Origin of the sequence: Halolamina rubra (assembly GCF_000739555.1) — an archaeon.
GTDB lineage: Archaea > Halobacteriota > Halobacteria > Halobacteriales > Haloferacaceae > Halolamina > Halolamina rubra.
Map to the genome: position 1 here is coordinate 54073 of NZ_BBJN01000008.1, position 24763 is coordinate 78835.

Consider the following 24763-nt stretch of genomic DNA (forward strand, 5'->3'; position numbering starts at 1 on the left):
CCTCGCCCCTTCCGTCCCGTTTATGCGTTCTCCGGTGGCTCGTTCGTCCATGACCACCTGGACCAGCGACGAGATGGGCCCCCGACTCGGCGACCCCGTCGACGACCTCGAGACGCCGGTGCTGCTCGCCGACGTGGACGCGATGGAGCGCAACGTCCGCGAGTACGCCGCCGTCGCCGACGAGCACGACGTGGATCTGCGCTCGCACGTGAAGACACACAAGAACGCGGAGCTGGCCGCTCGCGAGGTCGAACTCACCGGCGACAGCGGGATCTGCTGTCAGACGCTCGGCGAGGTGGAGACGATGGCCCGCAACGGGATCGACGATATCTACCTCTCCTATCAGGTCGTCGGCGAGTCCAAACTCGACCGGCTCTGCTGGCTCGACGGCAAGGTCGACGCGCTGGCGACGACGGTCGACTCCGCGGCGACGATCGACGCGCTCGAAGACGCCGCCGAGCGCAACGACCGCACCCTCCACGCGGTGCTCGAGGTCGACATGGGGCTCAACCGCACCGGCGTCGCCCCCGAGGACGCCCCCGACCTCGCCCAGCGCATCGCCGACGCCGACGCCCTCACGTTCGACGGGCTCCTCGCCTACGACGCCCACGTGAAGAGCGAGGCGTCGACTGAACGGGAGTTCGAGCAGGGCTGCTGGGAGGCGATGGAACTCGCGCAGTCGGTCGTCGACGACATCGAGGCCGCCGGGATCGAGGTGCCCGAAGTCAAGGTCGGCGGCACGGCGACCTCCCGCTACAGCGCGCGCCACCCCGTCGTCACCGAGATCAACCCCGGGATGTACCCGTTCAACGACGTGGGCGAGCTCGAACTCCGGCCGTGGGAAGTGTCGAAGGCGGACTGTACGGCGACGGTGCTGACGACGGTGATCTCGGTGCCCGACGACGACCGCCTCGTCGTCGACGGCGGGAGCAAGACGTTCTCGTTGGACAAGCCCCAGATGCCGGTGCCGAAACACCGCGACGACGTCGAGTACGTCAACGCCAGCGAGGAGCACGGCTGGATCGACACCAGCGAGTCGGACGAGTCGTTCGCGGTCGGCGACCGACTCGAGTTCGTCGTCCCGCACGTCTGTACGACGATCAACCTCCACGACCTGATCGTCGGCGTTCGCGACGGCGAAGTCGCGGACCTCTGGGAGGTGCAGGCCCGCGGGAAGGTGCGGTAACCTCACGCCTCCGACTTACCGGAACCCCCGCGATTAACCCACTATCGCCCGAACTCAGAGCTATGGGCGAACTCATCGTACTCAACAAGGACGCGGACACCGTCGACTACCTCGACGCCGACACGGGCGAGACGCTCGCGACCGTCGAGACCGACTTCAACCCCCACGAGGTCGCGCTCTCCCCCGACGGCGACACGGCCTACGTCACCTGCTCCCTGGGGAACTCACTACTGTTCCTCGACAACGAGGCCCGCGAGGTCCGGGACCGCTTCGAGCACGAGCTGTTCGAGTTCCCCCACGGGCTCGCGGTCCGGGAGTCCGCCGGCGAACTCTGGCTGGCGTCGACGTACAGCAGCCAGCTGTTCGTGTTCGATCTCGAGACGGAGGCGCTCCTCGAGACGTTCCCGACCCACCAGGAGTACTCCCACATGGTGACGTTCGACCCCGAGGAGGAGACGGCGTACGTCGCCAACATCGGGAGCGACTCGGTGACCGTGATCGACGCCGACGAGCGCCGCGTCGTCGCCGACCCGCCCGTCGGCGAGGGGCCGGAGGGGTTCGGCGTCGACCCGGACACGGGCGAGCTGCTCGTCGCGAACCAGGACGACGACGAGCTCTCCGTGCTCGACGGCGAGACGTTCGAGGAGACGAGCACCGCGATGCTCGGGACGACGCCGGTCCGGCTGGTGTTCGACCCCGCGGGGCGCTACGCGCTGACGGCCAACCGCGAGGGCGACGACGTGTCGGTCGTCGACACGGAGTTCGTCCGCGACGGCGAGCGCCGCCCCTGGGAGGTGAAGCGCATCCCCGTCGGGATCTGGCCCGGCGGGATCGTCTTCGAGCCGTCGGGCGATCGCGCGTTCGTCGCGAACAATAAGACCAACGACGTGTCGGTGATCGACACGGGCTCGTTCGAGGAGGTCGAGCGCTTCGACGCCGGGATCCATCCGGACGGGATCGCCTACCGGGAACACTGACGGGCATTCCCGCTCGCTCGGGCGCTTCGCCATGCTTTTGAGAACGCGGCACCGACGTACTGGACATGAGCGCAGACGAGGACAAGTATCCCGCCGAATCCGGGCGGCGGCGGTTCGTCAAGGGCGTCGTCGGCGGCGCCGGCCTGGCCGCCGTCGGGACGACCGGCGCGGTCGGTATCAACTCCGCGACCCAGTCCCCGGGGTCGGGCGGTGGGTCGACGACCGCGATGGCCATCGAGAACACCGCGGGCCCCGCGCCGCGCGGGATGCCCCAGATCCCGGTCGAACTCGACGACGAAGGGTACCTCAAGGGCGTCTGGCCCGAGGTCGAGGAGGTCGATCAGGGCGGCCGAACGGTCGAGGTCGCCGAGACAGAGATGGGCGGCCAGACCTACTCCTCGGAGTGGTTCCAGTACTGCGGCGTCGAGTCCTACCAGGGGATCGTCCCGAGCTACGAGTCCGAGAACTACTTCCGCTCGGACTCCGGCCCCGCCTACGACTGGCAGAGCGAGGCCGTCGAGGGCGGCGACCGCCTGAACATCGACATGTTCGACGACTACGAGGAGTGGGGCAACGGGATCGGCCGGGCCGGCCTCGGCAAGCCCGCGACCGGTCGCTGGCGCTCGGAGGACACCGAGAACACCATCCCGATCCAGGTGCTCCGGAGCCCGGTCATCGAGGACATCGCCAACGGCAACACCGACGCCGACCAGTCGATCGTCGACTGGCTCAGCGCCAGCACGCAGGACGGGTTCATCGCGTGGCTCAACAAGTGTACCCACTTCTGCTGTGTGCCGGGGTACAAGCAGGCCGAGTCCTCCGCCTCCTTCGGCGGCGAGGACGGCGTCTACTGCGCCTGCCACCAGTCCGTGTACGACCCGTTCAGCATCGTCCAGACGCTGTTCGTCGCCCGACCGCGGCCCGACGACTGATTCCCGTGGTCGACGACACTCGCGAGGACGGCGCGCCGGCCGACGCCGGCGACGACGACCTCGACGCCGATACCGACCACGCTGCCGCGGGCGACGACCACGACGCTAGCGGCGAGCACGCTGCCGGCGAAAATGCCGGCAGCGGTGAAGACGCCGAGTTCGCCCGCCGCGTCTCGGAGGCCCGCGACCTGCTCTCCGAGGACGCCACCGCGCTCTACGTCGGTGTCGTCCGCGACGGCCGGGAGGTCGACTCCACGTTCGCCCAGCAGGCCAACGACGCCCAGCAGGAGGGGATGCAGGCGCTCTCGTTGCTGGCCTCGCACATCCGCCTGGTCTCCGACGAGGCCGGCGTCGACTACACCACCGTCGCCGCCGACGCGGTGACGCTGGCCGAGCAGTTGGACGAGTCCGAGTAGCCCGGCCGTCGACGCCGCGCGACACGGACCGCCCGGCTGAAACCGTTCGCTCTCCGCCCGCGCGGTTTGACAGGACTTTTTGTTCACACGGGATAGAGAGTGCCCACGGACGACCCGCCGGCGTCGGGGGCGACTCCCAGATCATGAGCGAGTTCGACATCATCCCACCCGAGGCGATCGAGTCAGGCGACGCGACGGACGCCTACTTCGACCGAACGGCCGAGACCCTGCGGCACGCGGGGCGAAACCCCCACGTGGTCGCCGAGGTCACGGCCGACCAGTTCCCGACGGGCGAGTTCGAACTGCTCGCCGGGCTCCGCGACGCCGCCCACCTGCTCGAGGGGCTGCCGATCGACGCCGACGCGCTCCCGGAGGGGACGCTGTTCGACGGCGGCCCCGTGCTCCGGATCGAGGGGACCTACCTCGAGTTCGCCCGGTACGAGACGGCGCTTTTGGGCTTTCTCTCCCACGCCTCCGCAGTCGCGACCCACGCGCTCCGGGCCCGCCGGGCGGCGCCGGAGTCGACGGTGCTGAGCTTCGGCACCCGCCACGTCCACCCCTCGATCGGCGCGATGGTCGAGCGGTCGGCGCTCGTCGGCGGGCTCGACGGCATCTCCAACGTCGCCGCGGGCGAAGTGCTCGACCGCGAGGCCGGCGGGACGATGCCCCACGCGCTGCTGATCGCGTTCGGCCGCGGGAACCAGGAGGACGCCTGGCAGGCCTTCGACGACGCCGTCGCCGCCGACGTTCCCCGGGTCGCGCTCTGTGACACGTACTCCGACGAGGTCGACGAGGTCCTGCGGGCCGTCGAGACGTTGGGCGACGACCTCGACAGCGTCCGGCTGGACACGACTGGCTCCCGACGGGGCGACTTCCGACACATCGTCCGGGAGGTGCAGTGGGAGCTCGACGCCCGCGGCCACGCCGACGTGGACGTGTTCGTCAGCGGCGGCATCGGCCCGGCGTCGATCCGCGAGCTGCGGGACGTTGCCGACGGCTTCGGCGTCGGCGGCTACGTCAGCAACGCCGAGCCCGTCGACTTCGCGCTCGACATCGTCGCGGTCGACGGCGAGCCGGCCGCCAAGCGCGGCAAGCTCTCGGGCGCGAAAGCCGTCTACCGCACGGACGACGGCGGCCACCACGTCGGCCTGCGGTCCCGTGAGGCCCCCGACGACGCCGAGTCGCTCATGCAGCCGCTGCTCCGCGACGGCGAACTGGTCCGTGAGTTCGACATCGACGCCGCGGCCGAGCGCGCGCTCACGGACGCCGAGCGGACGGACTTCCCCCGCGAAAGTTAGGGCGGGAACGAGTCGACGAAGAAGTTCCCGTAGGCCGCCACCCCGAGCAGCAGGCAGCCGACGATCAGGAGCACGACCCCGCCGAACCGGAACGTCCACAGCCGGTGCTCCTCGGTCTCGTCGTAGAGCTCGGGGTGTTCGGAGGGCGGTGCTGAACTGATCCGCTCAGCGGCTCGTTCCTGGAGGGCGATCGCGGTCTCGGTTCGGAACGCGAAGGTAGCGCCGACGCCGAGCGTGCCGAGCGCGAGGAGCCAGATCGCGACCAATGTGGCTGTCGCCATCTCGGGCGCCCCGTCGTCGGGCGCCGTGTTGAAACCCCGGCCTCCCGAGCGCGGCGCCGCAGCCGGGCTACCCGCCGCTGACCGGCGGGAACAGCGCGAGTTCGTCGCCGTCCTCGACGCGCGCCGTCGCGTCGACGCTCTCGCCGTTCTTGAGCAGGTTCACGTCGCCCCGGAGCTCGCCGTCCTCGTCCAGCGCCCGGTCGCGGAGCGCCGGCTTCGCGGCCAGTAGCGCCTCGAGCGCGTCGCCGACACTCGCGTCGTCGTCGACGTCGACCGCGACGGTGCGGTCGCCGGCGGCCTCGGCGAGATCGGCGAAGAGCTTCCACTGCATACCCGCGGGTCGGCGGCGGGCGGAAAAGAGGGTTGCGGGTCGACCGCTACAGCGTGGATACTGAACGCTCCTTCGCGCGTTCAACGCCGCGGGCCTGCGGGTCGCTGAGCCGTCGCCGCGCCACGCCGGGGGTTGTCCACTCCGCTGTCGTGTGCTCAGCACTGAGGGTGACGTCCCGGTCCGTCGTGGCACAGCAGTAGTACACGCCGAACCGGTTCCGGCCGGCGTCGTTGCGCCATGCGACCGTGTGGACCGGCTCGTCGACCGCGACGTCGAGGCCAGTCTCCTCGTCGATCTCGCGTCGAAGTCCGGGCACGGGGTCCTCGCCGGGTTCGAGTCGACCCCCAGGGAGTTCCCACCCGCTGTCGCTCGCTCGGCGGACGAGGAGGAGCTCGTCATCAGGGTTGAGGATGACCCCACGAAGGCTAATGGTGGCGCGGAGGGGCGTGTTGGTCATGGGTCGACTGACGTAACGGTTCAGAGTTCATTCCTTTTACAGTTACTGCTGTGGTTTGCTCCCGATCTTGTTGGCCAACTCGTCAGCGTCGAGTCGGGGTTGCATTGTCACTTCCACGGTGCTGGCTGCTGTTGATACCGCGATTGAAGAATTGGTGGAGATGAACGAAGGCTTGGAAACACAACATGAGTACCTCTACGAAGCGTCAGAGGCAAAGAAGAAGGAGCGACCGCAGCTTGAGGATCGTGCCACCGAACTGGGAGAGTTGATCGCTACTAATCGTCGTTCATTACTTGATCGCTTGATTGGATAGTGGTTTCGCGAGAAGTATTAACCAACAATTGCCGTCAATAGGTTACATTGTTGGTTAAATTTCGCGCCGGTATTGACGACTTCACTTCGTTCCCGCCTTCTCCCAGTTACACTTGGAACAACAATTGGTTTCAGTCAAATCTGCTAAGAAATATATTACTGTTGCAAGTGAATCTAATGAGTTACTTGCAGCCGATGGTACGCTGTGGTAGGTCTTGATCTGCTGATAGAGGTGAGACGCTCACTATCCGGTCCTATTAACGAAAAGCATTGGGGAGTCGTCGGTTGAGCAGAAAGCAGATCTCTGCACCGTAATGTGAGGGTTTGATCTCTAGATAAACAAGTCATTTTGGATACTTCACCTATCCTGGTAATACTCAACCGTTCTTTCCAGCGCCTCCTCAAACGTGTACTCTGGTTCCCAATCGAGCGATTCGATCTTCTCAGTGTCAAGAGCGTACCGCTGATCGTGACCAGCTCGATCGTCGACGAATTCGATGAGGTCGTCATCAGCGCCGATCGCGTCGAGAATCGCCCGAGTGACTTCCAGGTTCGTTTTCTCTGTGTCACCGCCGATGTTGTAGATTTCCCCGGCATCCCCATCGCGGAGAACTAGGTCAAGTGCACGGCAGTTGTCTTCGACGTATATCCATTCTCGAACGTTTGAGCCGTCCCCGTAGACGGGGAGTGTCTCTCCGGCAGCAGCGTTTTGGATGAATTTGGGTATGAGTTTCTCCGGATGTTGGCGGGGGCCGAAGTTGTTACACGTTCGCGTGATGACGACGGGGAGATCGTGAGTCGTCTGGTAGCTCTGTGCGAGAAGGTCTGCGCCCGCTTTCGTGGCAGCGTAGGGGTTACGTGGGTTCAGCGGATCGCTCTCCGAGAACGTGCCGTCGAGAATCTGCCCGTAAACTTCGTCGGTCGAGATCTGGAGGAACCGATCGATCCCGGCGTCTTTCGCGGCGTCGAGAAGGGTCTGGGTCCCCTCAACGTTGGTCGTGACGAACGGTTTCGCCCCCTCGATAGATCGATCAACGTGCGACTCGGCCGCGAAGTTGACGACCGCATCGACGTCGCCGATTAGCTCCGTCACGATTTCGCGGTTCCGGATGTCGCCCTCAACGAATTCGTGTCGGGGGTGATCCAGAACACCTTCGAGGTTCTCTTTTGAGCCCGCGTAGGTCAGTGCGTCGAGAGTGACGACTTCGTCCTCGTCGTGTTCGTCGAGGACGTAGTGGACGAAGTTCGAACCGATGAACCCAGCGCCACCAGTGACGAGAATACGCATACGGTAGCGTTGATAGACGGCACCTATTTACTTTCCTGTCGGAACGTTCCCGGTATGCGGGTACTCGTCGTTGGCGCGAACGGGCTACTCGGCAGCAACGTCGTTCACACAGGTCTCCGTCGAGAGTGGGACGTGTGTGGGACGTTTCATTCCTCGAAACCGTCGTTCGAGATCCCCCTCACACAGTTCTCATTGGAGGATACCGACGATTTCGGCGATATACTCACTGACTACGAGCCCGATCTCGTCGTCAACTGTGCTGCGATGACCGACGTCGACGCGTGTGAACACCATCCTGCGAAAGCACAGCTGGTAAACGGGGAAGCACCAGGGGAACTCGCCGCCCACTGTGAAGCAGAAGACGTGGGGTTGGTTCACGTCTCCACTGATTACGTCTTCGACGGAACGACGCGCAGCCCGTACGCCGAGTCTGCAGATACGAATCCAGTACAGGTATACGGAGAGACGAAGCTGACCGGAGAACGAACCGTCGTCGACGCCGATTCGTCAGCGTTGATCCCGCGCCTCTCTTTCGTCTGGGGGATCCACAGGGGGACTGACGATCTCGAGGGGTTCCCTGCGTGGGCCCTTGATCAACTTCGATCGGGCGAAACGATCCCGCTGTTCACGGATCAATGGGTCACACCGACGCGAGCGGGGCAGGCCGCCGAGACCATTCTCGATCTCGTCGAAGCAGATGCAAGCGGCCGGTACCACGTCGCGTGCACCTCCTGTGTCACCCCCTACGAGTTCGGGGAGCGGCTCGCAAAACGGAGCCAGGCCTCCGAGAGTTTACTCTCCAAAGGATCGATGGACGATGTCGACCGTGACGCAGCTCGACCGAAGTATAGCTGTCTCGATGTTACCAGGGTGGGGGACGAACTCGGACGCTCTCAACCCACGTTGTCGGAGGACATCGACGCGGTCTGGAACGCCGTCGACTAGATCTGGTACTGATCCCTGTGTTCGAGGAAGTGTTCACGCGCTTCCTCGGGGAGGTCCTCGAAGCGCAGGACCTCCTGACAGTCGAGCCCCGGACACTTCATCACGCGGTTGTCTTCGAGTTCGTTCGCCGCGACGACGGTCCCACAGGCCGGGCAGCTGTGTGTGATGATCCGCATGGTTACAGTTTGAGTTGTGAGTTCTCGCCGACGACGAGTCGGCGGCCTCCGGGAGGAGTTCGTCAGCGCTCTCGACGTCCGCGTTCCGACCGAGCAGGCTATCGACGATACGGCCGGACGCGGTGAGCGTCGAATCACCGATGACGACGCTGTTCTCGACGTGGATATCTTCTAACGTGGAGTTCGCGCCGATCGAGGAATACGGGCCAATGTACGTTCCGCTTCCGACGGTGACGTTCTCGGCGATCGACACGGGGCCCCGGACGACGGCACCGTTCTCAATGGTTGCCGATTCTGCGAGCTCGATTCGTCCGTCTGTCTCGGCTCCCTGCTCGACGACACCAGCGGTGTGTAGTTCCTTGTCTTCGAGGACGAGCCGGTTCGCCTCGAGAATGTCCTCAGGCTTTCCGGTGTCCTTCCACCACCCTGTAACGATTTGCGAGTCAATCTCGTAGCCGTCATCAAGGAGCGACTGAATCGCGTCGGTGATCTCGAGTTCGCCCCGCCACGACGGCTCGAGCTCGTCGATGGCCTCGAACACCGCCGGGGAGAAGACGTACATCCCGATCAGTGCGAGGTTCGTTGGCGGATCGTCGGGTTTCTCGACGAGTCGGGTCACGTTCCCAGACTCGTCGACGTCGGCGATCCCGAACGCCTGCGGTTCGTCGACTTCCTGAAGCGCGATTCCCGCCCCGTAATCACCACTCTCGAAGCTCTCGACGAGATCTGTGATCCCCGACTTGAGGATGTTGTCGCCGAGGTACATCACGAAGTCGTCGTCGCCGACGAAGTCCCGCGCGCACCCGGCAGCGTGTGCGAGTCCGAGCGGCTCTCCCTGAACGATGTACGTGATGTCGACCCCGTACTCGGACCCGTCGCCGAGGAGCTCCTGAATCTCGTCACGTCCTTTGTGTCCGAGGACGACGCCGATCTCGGTGATGCCCGCCTCCTTGAGGTCCTCGACGGCGTACTCGAGGACGGGCTTATTCGCGACGGGAACGAGCTGCTTCGGTCCAGTGTGCGTGATCGGACGGAGCCGGGATCCAGTTCCACCTGAGAGGAGGACGCCCTTCATTATCAGTAGGGTTGCTCGTCCCAGCCCATGGGTATTTCGTCCGTGTCCGGGGGGAGGCGTTCCTCGTCGGGGTCCTCGTAGTCGTAGAGGTTCGTCGGGAAGTTGAGCAATATCGCCTGCTCGTTCCCGATGACTTTGAACCCGTGCCAGCACTCGCCGGGGATGCGGATCGCCTGTTGGTTGTGTTCGCCGATGACGAACTCGTTCACTTCACCCTGCGTCGGGGAATCGTTGCGGTCATCGTAGATACCGACCTTGATGCGCCCTTGGGGGCAGATGAAGTGGTCGACCTGCCCGCGCGTGTGGCGGTGCCACGCCCGAACAACGCCGGGATAACTTAGCGAGTAGTACGACATCGCGGGTTCCGGGTCGTACTCGTCCCAGTCCTCCCGGAACACCTCCACCAGGTGCCCGCGCTCGTCAGCGTTCACCTGGAGATCCCGAACTTCGACACCGTTAATCATAGATATACTAGACTGTGCCGGAGTTGAAATATGAAGATACTGATTCGAGCAGCCTCCCGCATAGCTGTATCTGGAGAGCATCTAGGTTACTTTGTCGGTGGTACACCTTCGGTGCATTTTAGCTGGGTTTATGGCTCCAGATAATACTACAACTGGTAGATGGATACTATCGTTATCGGCATCGACGGCGGCGAATGGAACGTCGTTGATCCGCTCCTGAAGGAAGGGCATCTCCCAAATCTCTCCCAGCTCGTTCAGACCGGGGTTCGAGGCGAGTTGGCCTCAACCACCCCTCCTGTTTCTCCACCAGCCTGGAACTCCATACAGACTGGGATGAATCCGGGCAAACACGGCATCTATGACTTCAGCAGCTTTGATGAGCGATATCAACGTCGATCGGTCAGCTCTTCCGACCGGCAGGCCACACCTTTCTGGCGCGTAATGAACGACAGCGAGGTTACCACTGGCCTGTTCAAACTCCCGTTTACGTATCCACCCGATGAAGTGGATGGCTTCTTTGTCACTGGGTTTCCTACTCCGGACAGCGTCTCCGACTATGCAAATCCGATGTCCGTCCATGATATAGTAGGTGAACCAGAACAGCTCTTCGAGAGCTACGAGAAACGTGATGAAGGTAACTACGTCGGGTTCAAGCAGAATCTGCTTGACGTTGCCGACCGGCAGACGGACCTCCTGCTGGACGTACTTGATCAGCGAGACCCGGAGTTTCTGCTGACTGTCTTCGACGGGGCGGATCGCCTCCAGCACTTCTTCTGGAAGTATGTCGACGAGTCCCATCCGCGCTTCAAGCCACATCCTGAGCTTTCGTCTGCGTTCCAGGAGTACTACGAAGTGATCGACGACGGTATCGGCCGCTTGCTCGACCATATCGACGGAGAGCCAAACGTGCTCATTATCTCTGATCACGGATTCGAGAAACTCAGTTACGATGTCTACGTCGACGAATGGCTTGAGGAAGCGGGCTTTCTCACACGCGAAGCCCCAGGGTCGGCTCTCAGTACTCTAAACAGATCGGTCGGAGACATTATCAAGCAAGCCTGGGGTGTCGTCAAGAGTATCGGTTTGGACTCGCAAGTTGAAGCGATTCTTCCCGAAGACGTGTTTGAAAGCGGGCGAGAAATGGTAGTACAGAGCCATAGTCACCAGCTTACCGATTGGGAGCAAACCAGCGCGTTCTTCTCAACACTCTCGGGACAGTCGATATTCGTCAACCTCGAGGAGAGCTTTGCAGAAGGAACAGTATCAGAGTCGGAATATGAGGACGTAATCGCGTCACTTCGGGAGGGGTCCTCAAGTTAACACACCCCGAAACGGATAGGGAACTCGTCGAAGCGGTCTACCGGACCGATGAAATTTATAATGGCTGGACGCTTGATCGGGCACCCGACCTCGTCATCGAGACTACCTCTGGCTACACGATGAAGGGTGGTTTCTCTGAGTCGCTCGTGCAACCATCGAGCCAACACGGAATCGACCGCTCCGGTGATCACCGCAAGGAAGGTATGCTCATTGCATGCGGTCCAGATTTTCGGGAAGGACGCGTCGAGGGATCCTCTGTTCTCGATATTACGCCAACCCTCCTTTACCTCCACAACTGTCCTATCCCTGAGTCGGTTGACGGAGAGGTGCTGACCTCTCTATTCACTGAGGGAGCAACTTCGTCGCGATCCATAGAGAAAACAGACGCTTACGGACCCGTTGAAGTTGGGTCGGAGCATTGGAGCGCAGATGAAGAACAGGAACTTGAAGACCGCCTCAGCGACATGGGTTACCTCTAGCAAATGAGCGGCGACGGGATAACCGAGATTGCGAAGCAGGGAGGAATCACATTTTTCGGCACTTTTCTCGGCCGGATTCTCGGATTCGGATTCATCGCTGTCGTCACCCGGCTGATCGTTCCCGATGTCTACGGGAGCTTCACCCTTGCCCTTTCAATCGTGATGTTCTGCCAGGGTCTGGCGGACCTCAACCTCCACCGGGCGCTGGACTACTTCATCCCGCAATATCTTCAGGATGGAGAAACGGAGTACGCGAGTGGTACATTGGTCTTCATCTTCTTCACGACACTTTTGACAACCAGCTTTGCGGCGGTACTGGTGGTGGTCGCTGCCCCCTCGCTGTCCGCAGTGTTCGGTGATCCGGCTTTGGCTACCATACTTCCTACACTCGCACTCGTAATTCCCCTCTCGGCGGTGTCCTCACTTCTGCAGTCGTCGTTTACCGCAATGAAGACCCTCAAGTACCGAGTCTACATCAAAGATCTGGCCTTTCCTCTCGTAAAGCTAGTGGGACTAATCGTGTTCGTGTTTCTCGGACTACATATGTTTGCACTCGTCTTCAGCCAGCTACTTGGATTGGCTGTCGCCGTCGGTGTGGGGGGGATTTTCTTGCTCCAGCGCGCCGACTGGCTCGAACCAAACCTCAGTCAATCCGCTTCCCCGCGGCGAATTATCTCATACTCACTACCCTTGTTGTTCGCGGGTGTTGTTTATTCAATTGTTGGACGGATCGACTACTTTGTCATCGGCTATTTTAGAAAGTCGTCTGATGTTGCATACTACCAAGTCGCGTATACCCTTGCGATAAATGTGCTTATCGTCCTAAATTCTCTAACGCCGATATTCAAACCGACCGTTGTTGAGGCACAAGAGGAAACAGAGCTCCTGGCGAAGCGATACAAGCTGGTGACTCGCTGGATAACATTGTTTACCCTTCCGATCGTCGCCACGATCGTCGTCGCCCCTGATACGTACCTCACAGTGTTCTTCACGGAGAGGTATTCGGTTGCAAGTACAGCACTTGTTGCTCTCAGTATCGGTTATCTGTTCAACTCCTCGTTCGGCCCAGAAGGGATGATGCTTGAGGGGCTTGGCTATACAAGACTGACGTTCCTCAACACACTGGTACTGGTCGGGGTGAACGCCGCACTCGACATATTGCTTGTCCCACGCTTTGGGATTGTCGGCGCCGGTATCGCGACCGGGACGGCTCTGACGCTCGCTGGGGTGGCCGGCATCGTCGAAGTGTATTATTTTCGCGGAATCCATCCATATTCGGTGGCCTGGCTCAAGCTATGGCTTGGAATCATTCCCGCAGCAATTGCTGGGATTCTTGTCCCTATTTCCGACGCTCCTCTCGTTCTTGTGGCGGTGGCTCTCCCGATCGTCATCGGAATCAGTTACCTCTGTGTTCTCCTACTGATCCGTGCGTTTACTGAGAAGGACCGACAGATTGCCGGCCAAGTCGATGCAAAGTTAGGCTACCCGTTGGTCGAACGAATTATTGCCCGAGGGGTTCGGTAGGCTAAGAAGTTGTGAACGTTTTGACCTGGCGTGTCACTGAATGGATGTGACTATTTCGGCAATCTTCGGCGCCAACGCATCGTAGCTGTAGTGCTTGACACATCGATCACGGGCGCGGTTCCCCATCACCGAGCGCCGGGACTCGTCGGCGGTCAACCGGCTGATGGCATCGGCGAGTGAGGCAGGAGAGTCCGGAGATACAATTTCGCCGCCGTCGCCCAGAACGCGCGGAAGATCACCTACCTCGGTCGCGATCACCGGTTTCCCCATAGCCATCGCGTCAAATACTTTCGCTGGGAGCTGGCCACGTGTTGAGGTGGACTCTTTTTGCGGAATTGCAACTACGTCCGCGGCGGCGAGCCATCGTGGAATCTCTTCGAATGGTTGTTGTCCCCGGAGGATTAGTGACTCCCCGCCGAGGTCTCGAAGCTCGTTGACGAACTTTGATTCGTGTGCTCCGACGACTACGGTGCGGACGTCGAACTTGTCGATCGACGCCACGGCGCTGACGAGATCAGCGACGCCTTTGTGCGGTCTCGGCGTCCCGGAGAACATGACAAGTGTGGCGTCCCGCGGCAGGTCGTATGCCTCCCTCGCTTCCATCTTATCGAACTGTTCCGGGTCGAAGAGATCGGTGTCCCTGGCATGCGGGATGAGTTCCCCGCCGAACTTCTTCTGAAGGAACCTATTCGACACAGTCCTCGCATCAGCGAGCCCCGAGAGGGCTTCGAGGGCCCGATGATAGTAGTACGAGCCGGTGTTGATGAGCGTCGGGATTCCCCAAGCCATCGCAACCAGCTTTCCGCGTTGGAGTTTAAATGCGGTCTCCCAGTCGTCAATATCGAGAATCAGAGGACGATTTTCTGAGAGTCCTGCAAGGAGTGCGACGCCGTAGCTCTGCACTCGGGGTTTCGAAGCAAGAACCACGTCTCCGTCAATGAGATTTATCAGGTCCGGGATATCCGGTGCAAACTCGTAAATCCGATTGCCCGTATCAATCCCCTTGTACTCGTAGTCGTTTCGCACAGGCGCCCAGATTTCATCTTGGAGTTTTGGACCGATAATCTCAACCTCGTAGTTACGCTCAAGGAGTTGTGACAGAAGATGGGCACGCCCTAGACAGTTATGAGAAAGATCAGGCGTTAGAACTGAAACCTTCATAGCCACTATATAATGAGGTGGGTTTTATAAGCTCCTTCCTTCTAAATACGCAACCCCTCTTAAGGGGATTTCAAGGACGATGATGATGACTGAGAGAATCTCCGGCGTTGGCAGCCACCCAGCACCTGTTGATTACCGTTGTCCCTGAGTTTGCATCAGAAACGGATTGTTATGCGACAAGTGAATGGTACAGTTCTTCAAATTCTTGCTGAACTCGATTTGGTTTATACCGTTTGATCTCTTGCTGTGCCTTCGTTGATAGCACCGATAGGTTTTCATGTCCAACTATTGAGATTATTTCCTCAGATAACGCGGAAACCGTTGGTTCAACTACTTTACCAGCCCTGCCAACAATTTTGTCGGCTGCCCCGACATTTGTCGCTACAATCGGTGTATTCGCTCCCATAGCTTCGAGAAACACCCGCCCGAATGGCTCTTCCCACAAGCCAGGATACACAAAGAGATCGTGGTTCGCATATACTGACGGGAGTTCCTCATATGGAACGTGCCCCCGAAAGTCGACAATGTCCTCAAAATCACGCTCAACTACGGACTGTTCTAACTTTGATCGTAACCCCCCGTCCCCAGCGATTGTAAGCCTAAACTCGTGATCAGCTTCGTCAAGTCGCGCCATCATATTTGGCAGCATTTCTACGCCTTTGTGTTCCTCTAGATAACCAACGTATAGTAGTTTGTATGGTTCTGAAAAATCGCTTTCGTGAGGGAGGATAAATGATTCGTCAATTGGATTGGGAATAGTTGTTATCCGCTCGCTGGGAAAGTTGAATTCCAAGTACGTTTGCCTGACGTGTTCGGAAAGTGCGTGAAACCCATCAATAGTGAGCTCCGTTGGTTCAACACTCTTTATCAGTCCGTAGTTACCTAATCTACTTGCCGTTCGGTATGCTCTTCCATGTTTTTGGCTTCCCCCACTCGTCTTAACAATACATGGGATACACCTGCTCAGACTGTTGTTATCGCAAGTCGTTTTGTCCATATATTGTAAATCATTCTTTGGACAAATCCCAGCATAGGCATTAAGCGTGACCAACGTGGCCGCCGATGTTTGTTCACTAACTGTCTCCATCGCTGGGATTAAGCTAGTGAGGTAACTGCTTACAAGGTCATACTGTTCAAACTCTTCAAGACGTCTTCGCACCGCTCTATTAAGTGCGATATTTGTATGGGGTATTCTTTCCTCAAGAAGAAATTCGGTATTGATATTTGATTGGTAGTTTGTGATCTGGGGGCGCTCAGCACAATACACAGTTATCTCATGATCTCGATTGGCTAACCCATCCACGATTTGATTTGCGGTATGGGTTGCACCCGTTCCTTCGTCCCCGGGAAAGCTCGGATGTATGAATCCAATTTTCACTGGAAGGACTTGGGAGTAGTCGCTGGTAATCCTTTACGCTTCTGTACCTCAAAACGATTGAGAGGACTATTTAGAGTGGGATAAGGCTGGACAATTTTCCAGGCGGCAGTATCATCATGCCCTAGGACATCAACATATATACAATCAACACGACTTCTACTTAATATGGGCACTACACGCCGGTTCATACGAGCACTCCAGAATCCCCGTCTTTTCTTTCGTGGTTTAAATCGAACTTATCATACCCGTGCTGGTTTGCGATCTGAAAATACAGACGGATTAGACATTTTTGATGAAGACTGGGATACGCTCATCGTACTTGACGCTTGTCGCTATGACATGTTTGAGAAAGCCAACCAGTTAGAGGGCGCCCTTTCCTCGCGAATATCAAAAGGCTCCGCAACGACGGAGTGGCTACAAGCGAACTTTGACGGGCAAGACCTTCGTGATACGGTCTACGTCACAGCCAATCCACAACTCGAGCGTAACCGCGAAAATTGGGATATCACGCTCCACGAGACAATCAATGTCTGGCTCGAAGATGGCTGGGACGAGGAGACAGGAACCGTTCGGGCTGAGACGGTGAGCGAGACGGCTCTTGATACTATTAAGCAGTTTCCTCACAAGCGACTTGTCGTCCATTATATGCAGCCTCACTACCCGTTCGTCCCAACAGATACTCAATTCGATAAGGAGCACCTTCGACAACTTGATGACGGAGAGAACTCGCCAGCAAAAGAGAACCTCTGGAATCAGAAATTTATGGGGAAATTGGATATCTCCAGAGAGCAACTCTGGACTATGTACGTAGAAAATCTTAATTATGCACTTGAATGCGTAGAAGAGTTGCTAGAGAAACTTTCCGGAAAAACAGTCGTTACTGGAGATCACGGAAATTACGTCGGAGAACGTGCGTCTCCAATTCCCATTCGTGAGTTTGGTCATCCTCGTGGATTGTACGATGACCCCGTAGTTCGTATTCCTTGGCTAGAATACGAGAGTGGGCCGCGTCGAGAAATAACTGCCCAATCTACTGATGAATCACAGGGGAGCATAAATTCGCAACTCGTTGACGAACGACTACAGAATCTCGGATACAAGTAATCTGTGAATATCAATGGACTGTTCTCACTATCTAGTTTTCTCCGTCGCCTTCTCAAACTCAGAAACAAGGTTGGTTTGTGTAAACAATTCTTCTACGGTTTCTCTCCCCGTTTTACCTAGTTTAGCTCGTCGCCGTCTATTTTGGGCGAGATCTTGAATTGTAGATGCGAATGCGTCTGTATTCGTCGAGTCGTATAGGAACCCGCTCTCCCCATGTTTCACATTCTCTCCAATTCCTCCTACATCACTACCAACAACAGGAAGGCCTGTTGCCATAGCTTCTATGACGGTGATACAAAGCCCCTCACGCTTAGACGGTTGAAAATATATATCTAGATTTGAGAGGAATCCTGGAACATCCTCAACAAGCCCCCGTAACGTAACGTTCGTGATCTGCCGATGCTGAATCTCCTCCTCCAGTTGATCGCGTAATTCTCCATCCCCAGCAATTTCGAACTTAATATTGGCCTCTTGGAGCTGTTCAGCTACGTCTAAAATTGTGAAGGGGTTCTTGGGCTCAGCCAATCGTCCAACTGTACCGACAACTGCTGCGTCGGTTGCTTCCTGAGTGACGACTGGATAGTCACTTAGATTAATACCTGCAATCGGAACCGTGTGCACAAGTGAACTATCTATATCCGTTTCTTCTAAAAGCGTCTTTGCAACCGCCTCTGAATCTGCAAGAACTACATCAGTGAGATAACTTGTCAGATTAAATATTGTTCTCCGTTTTTGGGTTTTGAACGAATTACTGTGGCGCCACGTACTCACTATTGCGTCTGGATTGACGACTCCTGCGAGTTTTGCTACCATAGCCGAGTGGAAAAGTGACCCGACGATGATATCGGCCCCACGAACGGCACGGAGAAACTTCCATCCTGAAGAAAGAAAGTTACCAGATGAATGGCGGAGACGGATTACGGTTGCCCAATCAGGAACTCGATCTTCAATTCCGGTACTTTGCCCATCGAGAGCGACAACAGTCACGTCGTATTTCTCCTCGTCGAGTCCATCCAGAAGACGGCACATTCCGACTTCCGCCCCACCGACTCCTAGAGTGTTGATGATGTAGACGAGTTTTACCCTTTCTGGCATTGTTGTGAAGTTCTACCTGAACAGTAAAACACCTTTCATAGATCGCCTCCAATTGGGGATTCCGGGTCTGTTATGTGGAGTGAGTACGACTCCATGATATCCAGGCGACCCCGACCAGAGCTAGAAACTCAAAATATAATTTCAAATACAGATGGAGTGGGATAAAACACGACAGGCGATTCCTATCTTCGTTATCACATTCCTAGTTCGTAGTGTCGCAGCAATTATAACGACACTCACCACACTCAACCCAGATTCGAGGAAAGATGCTGTCGGATTTGGGAATACTGCAGAGACCATTGCTCGCGGCTTCAAAGAGGGCAACCCTTACTTGTATACTACAGGATCAATAGACCCGTCTCAATTACTGTTTCCGCTGGCTTCTCCAGATATCTACACTCTCTGGGGGACGTTTCTGGCACCCTTCTGGCTACTGCCGGGGCCGAGTGGCTTCTACGCACGCCTCGGGAACGCGTTTCTCGGTGCCTTCGCTGTTTACAACGTCTACCTCATCACCCGCTACTATCACTCTCACCACGCTGGCGTCGTCGCCGCTCTTCCAATGATGTTCTATCCTAGTGTTGTTGCAGTTCACAGCACGCTCCTTAGGGAAGCAATTGTGCTATTCGGTATTACTACTGCAGCACGTCTGATGCTACTTTCCCCCAAGCACCGGTCTCGACTACTCTCCTACGTTCTCGCCGGTATTGTTTTGCACATCTCGCTGTTACAGCGCAGTGATAACTTCTTAATCTTCGTCGCAGCGGTCGTTGCCGCACTCGGAGTGTATATTGTGAAGTCAGGATACATATCCCGACGAGCGATCGCTTTTGGTGCTTCTCTGTCTCCTGTCGCGTTCGTACTTTCGCTTCCCATCATTCGCGATGGAATCGAGTTCTTGGCGTACACTCGCGAAGTAAGAGCTAGCGGTCGTGCCGTCTACCTGCCAGAGGTTATCCCACGAACAGTCTTCGAGTTGGCTGCCTTCAGCTGGGTCGGCGCAGCGTACTTCCTCTACACCCCGTTCCCGTGGATGATTGAGACAATTCCTGACTTGCTCGTCGGTATTGAGGGACTCATCAACATTGCGTTCACTGCTGCAGCGGTGTGGGGCGTCCGGTCGTTCGGACAGAAGAACGCATCTGCAACAGTTGGCCTCCTCGTCGGCTTAGCTGTCGCCGTTATCCTGTACGGTGTCGGTACTGCCAATTACGGGACGGGGATGCGGCACCGGCAGATGTTCCTCTGGGTCATCTTCCTGTTCGGTGGTATCGGCATCAGTGAACACGTGAGATTCGCGCGGCCGCTCCAGTGGTTGAGTGACGACTCCTCTGAAACCAATACTCGGGCGTCGAACTCCGGAGCCGACTGAGCCAGTAGTCTACTTCCAAGAGTTCCGGCCTTCGTCTGTCTCGTCCAGCAACTGCTGGTACACCCCATCCAACGCCTCCACCATCGCCTCCACCGAGAACCGCTCAGCCCGCTCCAACCCCGCCTCACCCATTCGCTCACGCAACTCCGAATCGCCAACCAAATCACCCATTCGCGCCGCCAACGCCGCCGAATCCCCGGTCGAAACCAGATTCCCGTTCTGCCCATCCTCCACTTGCTCCGGAATCCCCGCGATATCCGTCGCCACCACTGGCAGCCCACTCGCCATAGCCTCCGTAATCACCCGCGGCGTCCCCTCGCGGAACGACGGCAACACGAGCACATCACTCGCCGCGAGAATCTGCGGCACGTCCTCCCGATAGCCAGTCAGGAATACCTGCTCCGACATCCCCCGCTCCTCGATCTCCGCTTCCAGCGATTCGTACAGCGGACCGTCGCCGACGATGCACACCGATCCCTCAAAATCGTCCATCGACGGCACCGCATCCAACAACACGCCGTGCCCTTTCCCATCGGCGAGCCGCCCGACCATCACGACGCGCGGCCGCTCACCCGGAAGATCCTCAGCAGGCTCGGCATCCGCAAAGGCGGCCAAATCTACACCACTGTAGACCGTCGTGTACTGCTCGGGCCGACCGATCCCGCGCTCCAGATACTCCTCGGCGATCACGTCGGCGTTCGTGACGATGCGGTCCGTGTGCGTGGCTGCACGGCGCTCACACGCGAGGACGAATTGATTCAGTGCCTCGTTCCGGTCGTCCGCGAACGGGACGCCGTGGACCGTGTGGACGACGTTCGGAACCCCTGCCAGCGCCGCGGCGAAACGACCGATAATCCCCGCCTCTGTGCTGTGGGTGTGGACGATATCGAACTCCTCGCGACGGAGATACCGTGCCAGCGACACCACTGCGGGCACCGCAGTCACGGGGTTGTAGTGGCGGATCAACGGGAACTGCTTCGTATCGATCCCATCGGCCTCGAGCTGGGCCACCTGCTCCTCGGCGTACTCCGCGCCGTAGCCGACGGTGAACTCGTAGTCGTCGAGCCCGCGGACGGTGGCGAGCGTCTTCGCCTCCGCCCCGCCCTGTAACAGGCGCGTGATGAGGTGGAAGACTCGAGGCCGGCGAGTCATCGATGAGTCACACCTTCGGCGACACACTCCCCCGACTTAAGCCTCCATCTCTGGCTCCCAGACGGTCCGCGGGAAGTAACGACACTCTCAAACGACTGTAGTGAATCCGACAGACCATGCACACCGACCAGACGTCCGTTGGCGTCGTCGGGCTGGGCTACGTCGGCCTCCCACTTGCGCTCGCGATGCACGACGCGGGCTACGACGTGGTCGGCGTCGACGTCGACCCCAACAAAGTCGAGACGCTCCGAAATGGCAAATCGACCGTCGAGGACGTTACCGACGAGGAAGTCGCTCAGGCCGTCGACGCCGGCATGACGTTCACAACCGACTACGACCAACTCGCAGGCGCCGACGGCGTCTCTATCTGTGTCCCCACCCCGCTCCGCAAAACCGATACGCCGGATCTCTCCTACGTTCTCGACGCTGTCGAATGCCTCGCACCGGTCGTCAGCAATGGCTGTACGGTCGTGCTCGAGAGTACCGTCTACCCTGGCGCCACTGAGGAAGCCGTCGCTGAAGTACTGGCGGAGAACGGTGCCACCATCGGCGACGATCTTTATCTCGCGTTCTCGCCGGAGCGTATCGACCCCGGGAACGAGGAGTACGGGCCGACGGACATCCCGAAAGTTCTCGGCGGCGTCACCGACGAGTGCGGCAACCGAGCAGAAGCGCTCTACGCGCCCGTTTTCGAGGAGGTCATTCGCGTCGACTCCTCCACAGAGGCCGAACTGGTCAAACTCCTCGAGAACACGTTCCGGGCGGTCAACATCGGGCTGATCAACGAGCTCGCACAGATCGCCCATGAACTCGATGTCGATATCTGGAACGCCATCGAGGCCGCGGAGACGAAGCCGTTCGGCTTCATGCCGTTCTACCCCGGCCCAGGCCTCGGTGGCCACTGTATCCCCATCGATCCGTTCTACCTTTCGTGGAAAGCCGACCAGCACGGCGTGGACACGCGCTTCATCGATCTCGCGGACACGGTCAATCGCGAGATGCCTCAACACGTCGTCGACCGCGTGGTTCACCAACTCAACGACCGCGGCACGGCGCTCTCGAACGCCGACGTGCTCATCCTCGGCGCCGCCTACAAGCCGAACGTTTCGGACGTTCGTGAGTCCCCCGCCCTCGACATCATCACGGAACTCGAGGAGTGGCAAGCGACCGTCGACTACCACGATCCGCACGTTCCCGAGCTCACGGTCGGGAAGAAGACCTACGAATCGGTCCCGCTCACCGATGACCGGCTCCAGAGCGCGGACTGTGCCGTCATCGTCACGGACCACTCCGAACTAGACATCGACCGAATCGTCGAGGAGTCGGCGCTTGTCTTCGACGCCCGGAACGCGACCAGCCACCGCGACGACGACCACGTCGTTCGACTGTAGGCATCTCCATTCCGACAAACTAACCCCACCCGCGGAGAATTCGGAGGTATGCCCACTGCACTCGTTACTGGCGTCGCGGGGTTCATCGGCTCGAACCTCGCTGACGCGCTCCTCGACCGAGGGTACACGGTCCGCGGCATCGACAACTTTGAGACCGGTCGTGAGCAGAACCTTAGCGCCCTCACCACTGACGACGATTTTACCTTCCACGAGGGGGACATCCGCAATGCCGACGCCATGGCCGAGATCACGGCAGGTGTCGACTACGTCTTTCACCAGGCCGCCGTCCCCTCGGTCCCACGGAGCGTCGACGATCCCGTTACCTCCACGGACGCCAACTGCACCGGGACGGCGACAGTCCTGAATGCCGCTCGGGAGGCCAACGTCGATACGGCCGTCGTCGCCTCCTCCTCCTCCGTCTACGGCTCAACCGACCAGCTCCCGAAAGTCGAGTCCATGGAGTCACAGCCGGAATCGCCCTACGCGCTCTCGAAATTCTACACCGAGAAGCTCGCCCTCCAGTTCAGCGACCTCTACGACATCGACACGGCTGCGCTCCGCTACTTCAACATCTTCGGCCCGCGCCAGGACCCCAACGGTGACTACGCCGCAGTCATCCCGAAGTTCATCTCCCTGATGCTCGACGGCGAGCGCCCGGTCATCTACGGCGACGGCGAACAGTCTCGCGACTTCACCTTCATCGACAACGCCGTCCAAGCGAACATCCTCGCCGCTGAGGGTGACGCCACCGGCGAAGCGTTCAACGTCGGCTGCGGCGGTCGCGTCACGGTCAACGAACTCGTCGACACGCTCAACGACATCCTCGACACCGACATTGACCCAATCTACGACGATCCGCGTCCCGGCGACGTGCGCCACTCTCACGCCGACATCTCGAAAGCCGAGGATCTGCTCGACTACGAGCCAGAAGTCGGGTTCGAAGCAGGGCTCGAACGGACCATCCCGTACTACCGCGACGCCTAGCCAGAACACTCCTTCCGGAACCGTTTTGCCACTCTGCCGAGCAGTCGGAACCAACATGACCGGTGATCGAACCTATGGAATTGCTTGACGACGACGGCAACCTCTTCGGCGTCGTCAACGTCGTCGACGCACTCGTCGTCCTCTTCGTCCTCGCCGTCGTCGCCGCAGGTGCGGCGTTCGTTCTCCAGCCTGAGCCAACGACGGACGGGCCAGCCATGGGCACGACAAACGTCACTCTCGACCTCGGTACCCAGCCGGACTACCTCTTATCCGCGGTCAACGAGGGTGACACCTACAGCGCAGGTGGAGAGAGCCAGCTCACGATCACCGACGTGCACCTCACCCCGCAGGGGGAGCAAACCCGAGTCATCGTCAGGGCCGAACTTCGCGGCGTCGTCAACGGCGACACAATCGAGTACGCGAACGCGCCGCCGCGACTCGGTCGTGCACTCGACATCACCACGTCGACGTATCAGGTCAACGGCCGCATTCGTGCCGTCGGTGGGAACGACTCCCTCTCGACTGAACAGACGGATGTCGTCCTCAGCGACACGATGTCGGCTGCGGACGCCGAAGAAGTGACGGAAGGCGACGAAATCCGACTCGGCGAGCGCACCGTCGCCACCGTCGAGAACGTCGCTGTCTACGCGACCAACGACCCGAACCAACGGCGCGTCGTCGCCGGAGCCACGATGGAAACGTACACGCAGTCGGGCGAACGTCGCTTCGGCAACACGCCCGTTAGACCAGGTCAGACGGTGACGCTCCCGGCAGACACGTACACGTTCAACGGAGAGATCGAGCGCATTGGCACACTCGAACCCCGCGGCTCGGTGACCGAGCGGACGGTCACGCTCCAGCTGTACGACGTCCGCGAGGAGTTCGCCGACGCCATCCAGCCCGGCATGACCGAGCGCGCGGGCGACACGACCACCGCCCGCATTACCGATGTCGAGACCGAGCCATCGGTCATCATCACGACCGGTGACGACGGGAGCGTCCACGTCATCGACCACCCGTACAACAGAACGGTGACGATCACGGCCGACCTGACCGTCCGGGAGACGACGACCGGTCTCACCTTCAAGAGCGAGTCCATCCGGCAGGGCTCGACCGTCGTCATCGACCTTGGCACCATCACCGTTGAGGCGACAGTCGTCGGCGTCGGCGGCTAGCCCTCGGCGCCCTGTCAGCATCGAAACCGACAAACGACCGCTCCCAAACGTACAACGTAGATGGCCACCGAGAAGTCGGGACTCCGAGAGGCGCTCACCACACGCATCGAGGGGATCCGCCGCGGGCTCGAACACTCTCGATTCATCGGCGCCGCGGAGACGGCCGGTCGCTGGGTCACGAGCACCGTCAAGAACTCCTGGCTCTACAACTGGCTCACGGCCGAACCCGAACCGGAAGTCATCGTCATCGACCTCCGCGAGACCTGGACCGTCGGCCCGTTCATCAATATCCTCGACTGGGCGATCGAGACCACGAAACCGTGGTACGAACAGTCAACGCTCAAACGCGGCGTCGACGCCGTCGTCGCCCTCGGTAAGCAGGCTGCCGAGACACGACCCGGGCAACTCCTGATCGCGCTGCTCGAACCACCCGAGCCACCGGACGAACGGGACGAGACACAGGACGACCAGCGAAACGAGAAGTAACGGC

At 59.4% G+C, this 24763-nt stretch carries 25 protein-coding genes and 1 pseudogene; 15 read left to right on the plus strand and 11 right to left on the minus strand.

The window, feature by feature from the left end:
- The first annotated feature begins 49 nt into the window (after nucleotides 1–49).
- The 5 genes from ACP95_RS01805 (at nucleotide 50) to ACP95_RS01825 (ending at nucleotide 4809) form a co-directional block, all read left to right on the plus strand.
- Nucleotides 50–1186, plus strand: a complete 1137-nt coding sequence (locus ACP95_RS01805; RefSeq protein WP_049979565.1) for an alanine racemase — start codon at nucleotides 50–52, stop codon at nucleotides 1184–1186.
- A 62-nt stretch (nucleotides 1187–1248) separates the two neighbouring features.
- Complete coding sequence (locus ACP95_RS01810) at nucleotides 1249–2163, plus strand: YncE family protein (protein ID WP_049979566.1); 915 nt, start codon at nucleotides 1249–1251, stop codon at nucleotides 2161–2163.
- Between the two features lie 65 nt (nucleotides 2164–2228).
- Nucleotides 2229–3095 carry a cytochrome b gene (locus ACP95_RS01815; protein WP_049979567.1) on the plus strand — a complete coding sequence of 289 codons (867 nt, stop codon included), beginning with the start codon at nucleotides 2229–2231 and terminating at the stop codon, nucleotides 3093–3095.
- Nucleotides 3096–3100: 5 nt separating this feature from the next.
- On the plus strand, nucleotides 3101–3511 hold the full coding sequence (locus ACP95_RS15950; protein WP_082224532.1) for a hypothetical protein: 411 nt from the start codon (nucleotides 3101–3103) through the stop codon (nucleotides 3509–3511).
- A 143-nt stretch (nucleotides 3512–3654) separates the two neighbouring features.
- The gene (locus ACP95_RS01825; RefSeq protein ID WP_049979568.1) at nucleotides 3655–4809 is read left to right on the plus strand and encodes a nicotinate phosphoribosyltransferase; all 1155 of its coding nucleotides are present in this window, start codon (nucleotides 3655–3657) and stop codon (nucleotides 4807–4809) included.
- On the opposite strand, the gene ACP95_RS01830 is transcribed toward ACP95_RS01825, so the two are convergent.
- From ACP95_RS01830 to ACP95_RS01840, 3 genes are all read right to left on the minus strand, one after another.
- Nucleotides 4806–5090 carry a hypothetical protein gene (locus ACP95_RS01830; RefSeq protein WP_049979569.1) on the minus strand — a complete coding sequence of 95 codons (285 nt, stop codon included), beginning with the start codon at nucleotides 5088–5090 and terminating at the stop codon, nucleotides 4806–4808. The two genes, ACP95_RS01825 and ACP95_RS01830, sit on opposite strands and share 4 nt — an antisense overlap.
- A 67-nt stretch (nucleotides 5091–5157) precedes the next feature.
- Complete coding sequence (locus ACP95_RS01835) at nucleotides 5158–5421, minus strand: ubiquitin-like small modifier protein 1 (RefSeq protein ID WP_049979570.1); 264 nt, start codon at nucleotides 5419–5421, stop codon at nucleotides 5158–5160.
- 46 nt (nucleotides 5422–5467) lie between these two features.
- A complete protein-coding gene (locus ACP95_RS01840; protein WP_049979571.1) occupies nucleotides 5468–5878 on the minus strand; it encodes an NUDIX hydrolase in 411 nt (136 codons plus the stop codon).
- A gap of 118 nt (nucleotides 5879–5996) precedes the next feature.
- Between ACP95_RS01840 and ACP95_RS15520 the strand changes: the two genes are divergently transcribed.
- Nucleotides 5997–6191, plus strand: a complete 195-nt coding sequence (locus ACP95_RS15520; protein WP_154018416.1) for a hypothetical protein — start codon at nucleotides 5997–5999, stop codon at nucleotides 6189–6191.
- Between the two features lie 357 nt (nucleotides 6192–6548).
- Here the strand turns inward: ACP95_RS15520 and rfbB are convergent, their stop codons facing one another.
- Entirely contained in the window at nucleotides 6549–7478 is a 930-nt protein-coding gene (rfbB, locus tag ACP95_RS01845) for a dTDP-glucose 4,6-dehydratase (protein ID WP_049979572.1), read from the minus strand.
- Nucleotides 7479–7532: 54 nt separating this feature from the next.
- Here rfbB and ACP95_RS01850 point away from each other — a divergent pair, with 54 nt between their 5' ends.
- Nucleotides 7533–8423: an SDR family oxidoreductase gene (locus tag ACP95_RS01850; RefSeq protein ID WP_049979573.1), complete on the plus strand. Its 891-nt coding sequence runs from the start codon at nucleotides 7533–7535 to the stop codon at nucleotides 8421–8423.
- On the opposite strand, the gene ACP95_RS16520 is transcribed toward ACP95_RS01850, so the two are convergent.
- The 3 genes and pseudogenes from ACP95_RS16520 to ACP95_RS01865 form a co-directional block, all read right to left on the minus strand.
- Nucleotides 8420–8599 carry a hypothetical protein gene (locus tag ACP95_RS16520; RefSeq protein ID WP_049979574.1) on the minus strand — a complete coding sequence of 60 codons (180 nt, stop codon included), beginning with the start codon at nucleotides 8597–8599 and terminating at the stop codon, nucleotides 8420–8422. The two genes, ACP95_RS01850 and ACP95_RS16520, sit on opposite strands and share 4 nt — an antisense overlap.
- Nucleotides 8600–8601: 2 nt before the next feature.
- Nucleotides 8602–9674, minus strand: a pseudogene (locus tag ACP95_RS01860) (glucose-1-phosphate thymidylyltransferase).
- A gap of 2 nt (nucleotides 9675–9676) precedes the next feature.
- A complete protein-coding gene (locus ACP95_RS01865; RefSeq protein ID WP_049979575.1) occupies nucleotides 9677–10138 on the minus strand; it encodes a dTDP-4-dehydrorhamnose 3,5-epimerase family protein in 462 nt (153 codons plus the stop codon).
- A gap of 159 nt (nucleotides 10139–10297) precedes the next feature.
- Between ACP95_RS01865 and ACP95_RS15080 the strand changes: the two genes are divergently transcribed.
- Nucleotides 10298–11458 carry an alkaline phosphatase family protein gene (locus tag ACP95_RS15080; protein WP_237560381.1) on the plus strand — a complete coding sequence of 387 codons (1161 nt, stop codon included), beginning with the start codon at nucleotides 10298–10300 and terminating at the stop codon, nucleotides 11456–11458.
- 482 nt (nucleotides 11459–11940) lie between these two features.
- Nucleotides 11941–13461 (plus strand): oligosaccharide flippase family protein, encoded by a 1521-nt coding sequence (locus tag ACP95_RS01875; protein ID WP_049979577.1) that lies wholly within the window; start codon nucleotides 11941–11943, stop codon nucleotides 13459–13461.
- A gap of 33 nt (nucleotides 13462–13494) precedes the next feature.
- On the opposite strand, the gene ACP95_RS01880 is transcribed toward ACP95_RS01875, so the two are convergent.
- Complete coding sequence (locus ACP95_RS01880) at nucleotides 13495–14622, minus strand: glycosyltransferase family 4 protein (RefSeq protein WP_082224533.1); 1128 nt, start codon at nucleotides 14620–14622, stop codon at nucleotides 13495–13497.
- 169 nt (nucleotides 14623–14791) lie between these two features.
- Nucleotides 14792–16000, minus strand: a complete 1209-nt coding sequence (locus ACP95_RS15085) for a glycosyltransferase family 4 protein (protein ID WP_082224534.1) — start codon at nucleotides 15998–16000, stop codon at nucleotides 14792–14794.
- Between the two features lie 165 nt (nucleotides 16001–16165).
- Here ACP95_RS15085 and ACP95_RS15090 point away from each other — a divergent pair, with 165 nt between their 5' ends.
- Complete coding sequence (locus ACP95_RS15090) at nucleotides 16166–17104, plus strand: hypothetical protein (RefSeq protein WP_202593750.1); 939 nt, start codon at nucleotides 16166–16168, stop codon at nucleotides 17102–17104.
- Nucleotides 17105–17131: 27 nt separating this feature from the next.
- Here the strand turns inward: ACP95_RS15090 and ACP95_RS15095 are convergent, their stop codons facing one another.
- A complete protein-coding gene (locus tag ACP95_RS15095) occupies nucleotides 17132–18199 on the minus strand; it encodes a glycosyltransferase family 4 protein (RefSeq protein ID WP_082224535.1) in 1068 nt (355 codons plus the stop codon).
- A 151-nt stretch (nucleotides 18200–18350) separates the two neighbouring features.
- Here ACP95_RS15095 and ACP95_RS15525 point away from each other — a divergent pair, with 151 nt between their 5' ends.
- Complete coding sequence (locus ACP95_RS15525) at nucleotides 18351–19571, plus strand: phospholipid carrier-dependent glycosyltransferase (protein WP_154018417.1); 1221 nt, start codon at nucleotides 18351–18353, stop codon at nucleotides 19569–19571.
- A 9-nt stretch (nucleotides 19572–19580) separates the two neighbouring features.
- Here the strand turns inward: ACP95_RS15525 and ACP95_RS01895 are convergent, their stop codons facing one another.
- Entirely contained in the window at nucleotides 19581–20723 is a 1143-nt protein-coding gene (locus ACP95_RS01895) for a glycosyltransferase family 4 protein (RefSeq protein WP_049979581.1), read from the minus strand.
- A gap of 116 nt (nucleotides 20724–20839) precedes the next feature.
- Here ACP95_RS01895 and ACP95_RS01900 point away from each other — a divergent pair, with 116 nt between their 5' ends.
- The 4 genes from ACP95_RS01900 to ACP95_RS15955 all read left to right on the plus strand — a co-directional run bounded on the left by ACP95_RS01900 (nucleotide 20840) and on the right by ACP95_RS15955 (nucleotide 24759).
- On the plus strand, nucleotides 20840–22114 hold the full coding sequence (locus ACP95_RS01900) for a nucleotide sugar dehydrogenase (RefSeq protein WP_049979582.1): 1275 nt from the start codon (nucleotides 20840–20842) through the stop codon (nucleotides 22112–22114).
- Nucleotides 22115–22162: 48 nt separating this feature from the next.
- Complete coding sequence (locus ACP95_RS01905; RefSeq protein WP_049979583.1) at nucleotides 22163–23098, plus strand: SDR family oxidoreductase; 936 nt, start codon at nucleotides 22163–22165, stop codon at nucleotides 23096–23098.
- Between the two features lie 74 nt (nucleotides 23099–23172).
- Nucleotides 23173–24273 (plus strand): DUF4330 domain-containing protein, encoded by a 1101-nt coding sequence (locus ACP95_RS01910; protein WP_049979584.1) that lies wholly within the window; start codon nucleotides 23173–23175, stop codon nucleotides 24271–24273.
- Between the two features lie 60 nt (nucleotides 24274–24333).
- A complete protein-coding gene (locus ACP95_RS15955; protein WP_049979585.1) occupies nucleotides 24334–24759 on the plus strand; it encodes a hypothetical protein in 426 nt (141 codons plus the stop codon).
- The last annotated feature ends 4 nt before the right edge of the window (nucleotides 24760–24763 follow it).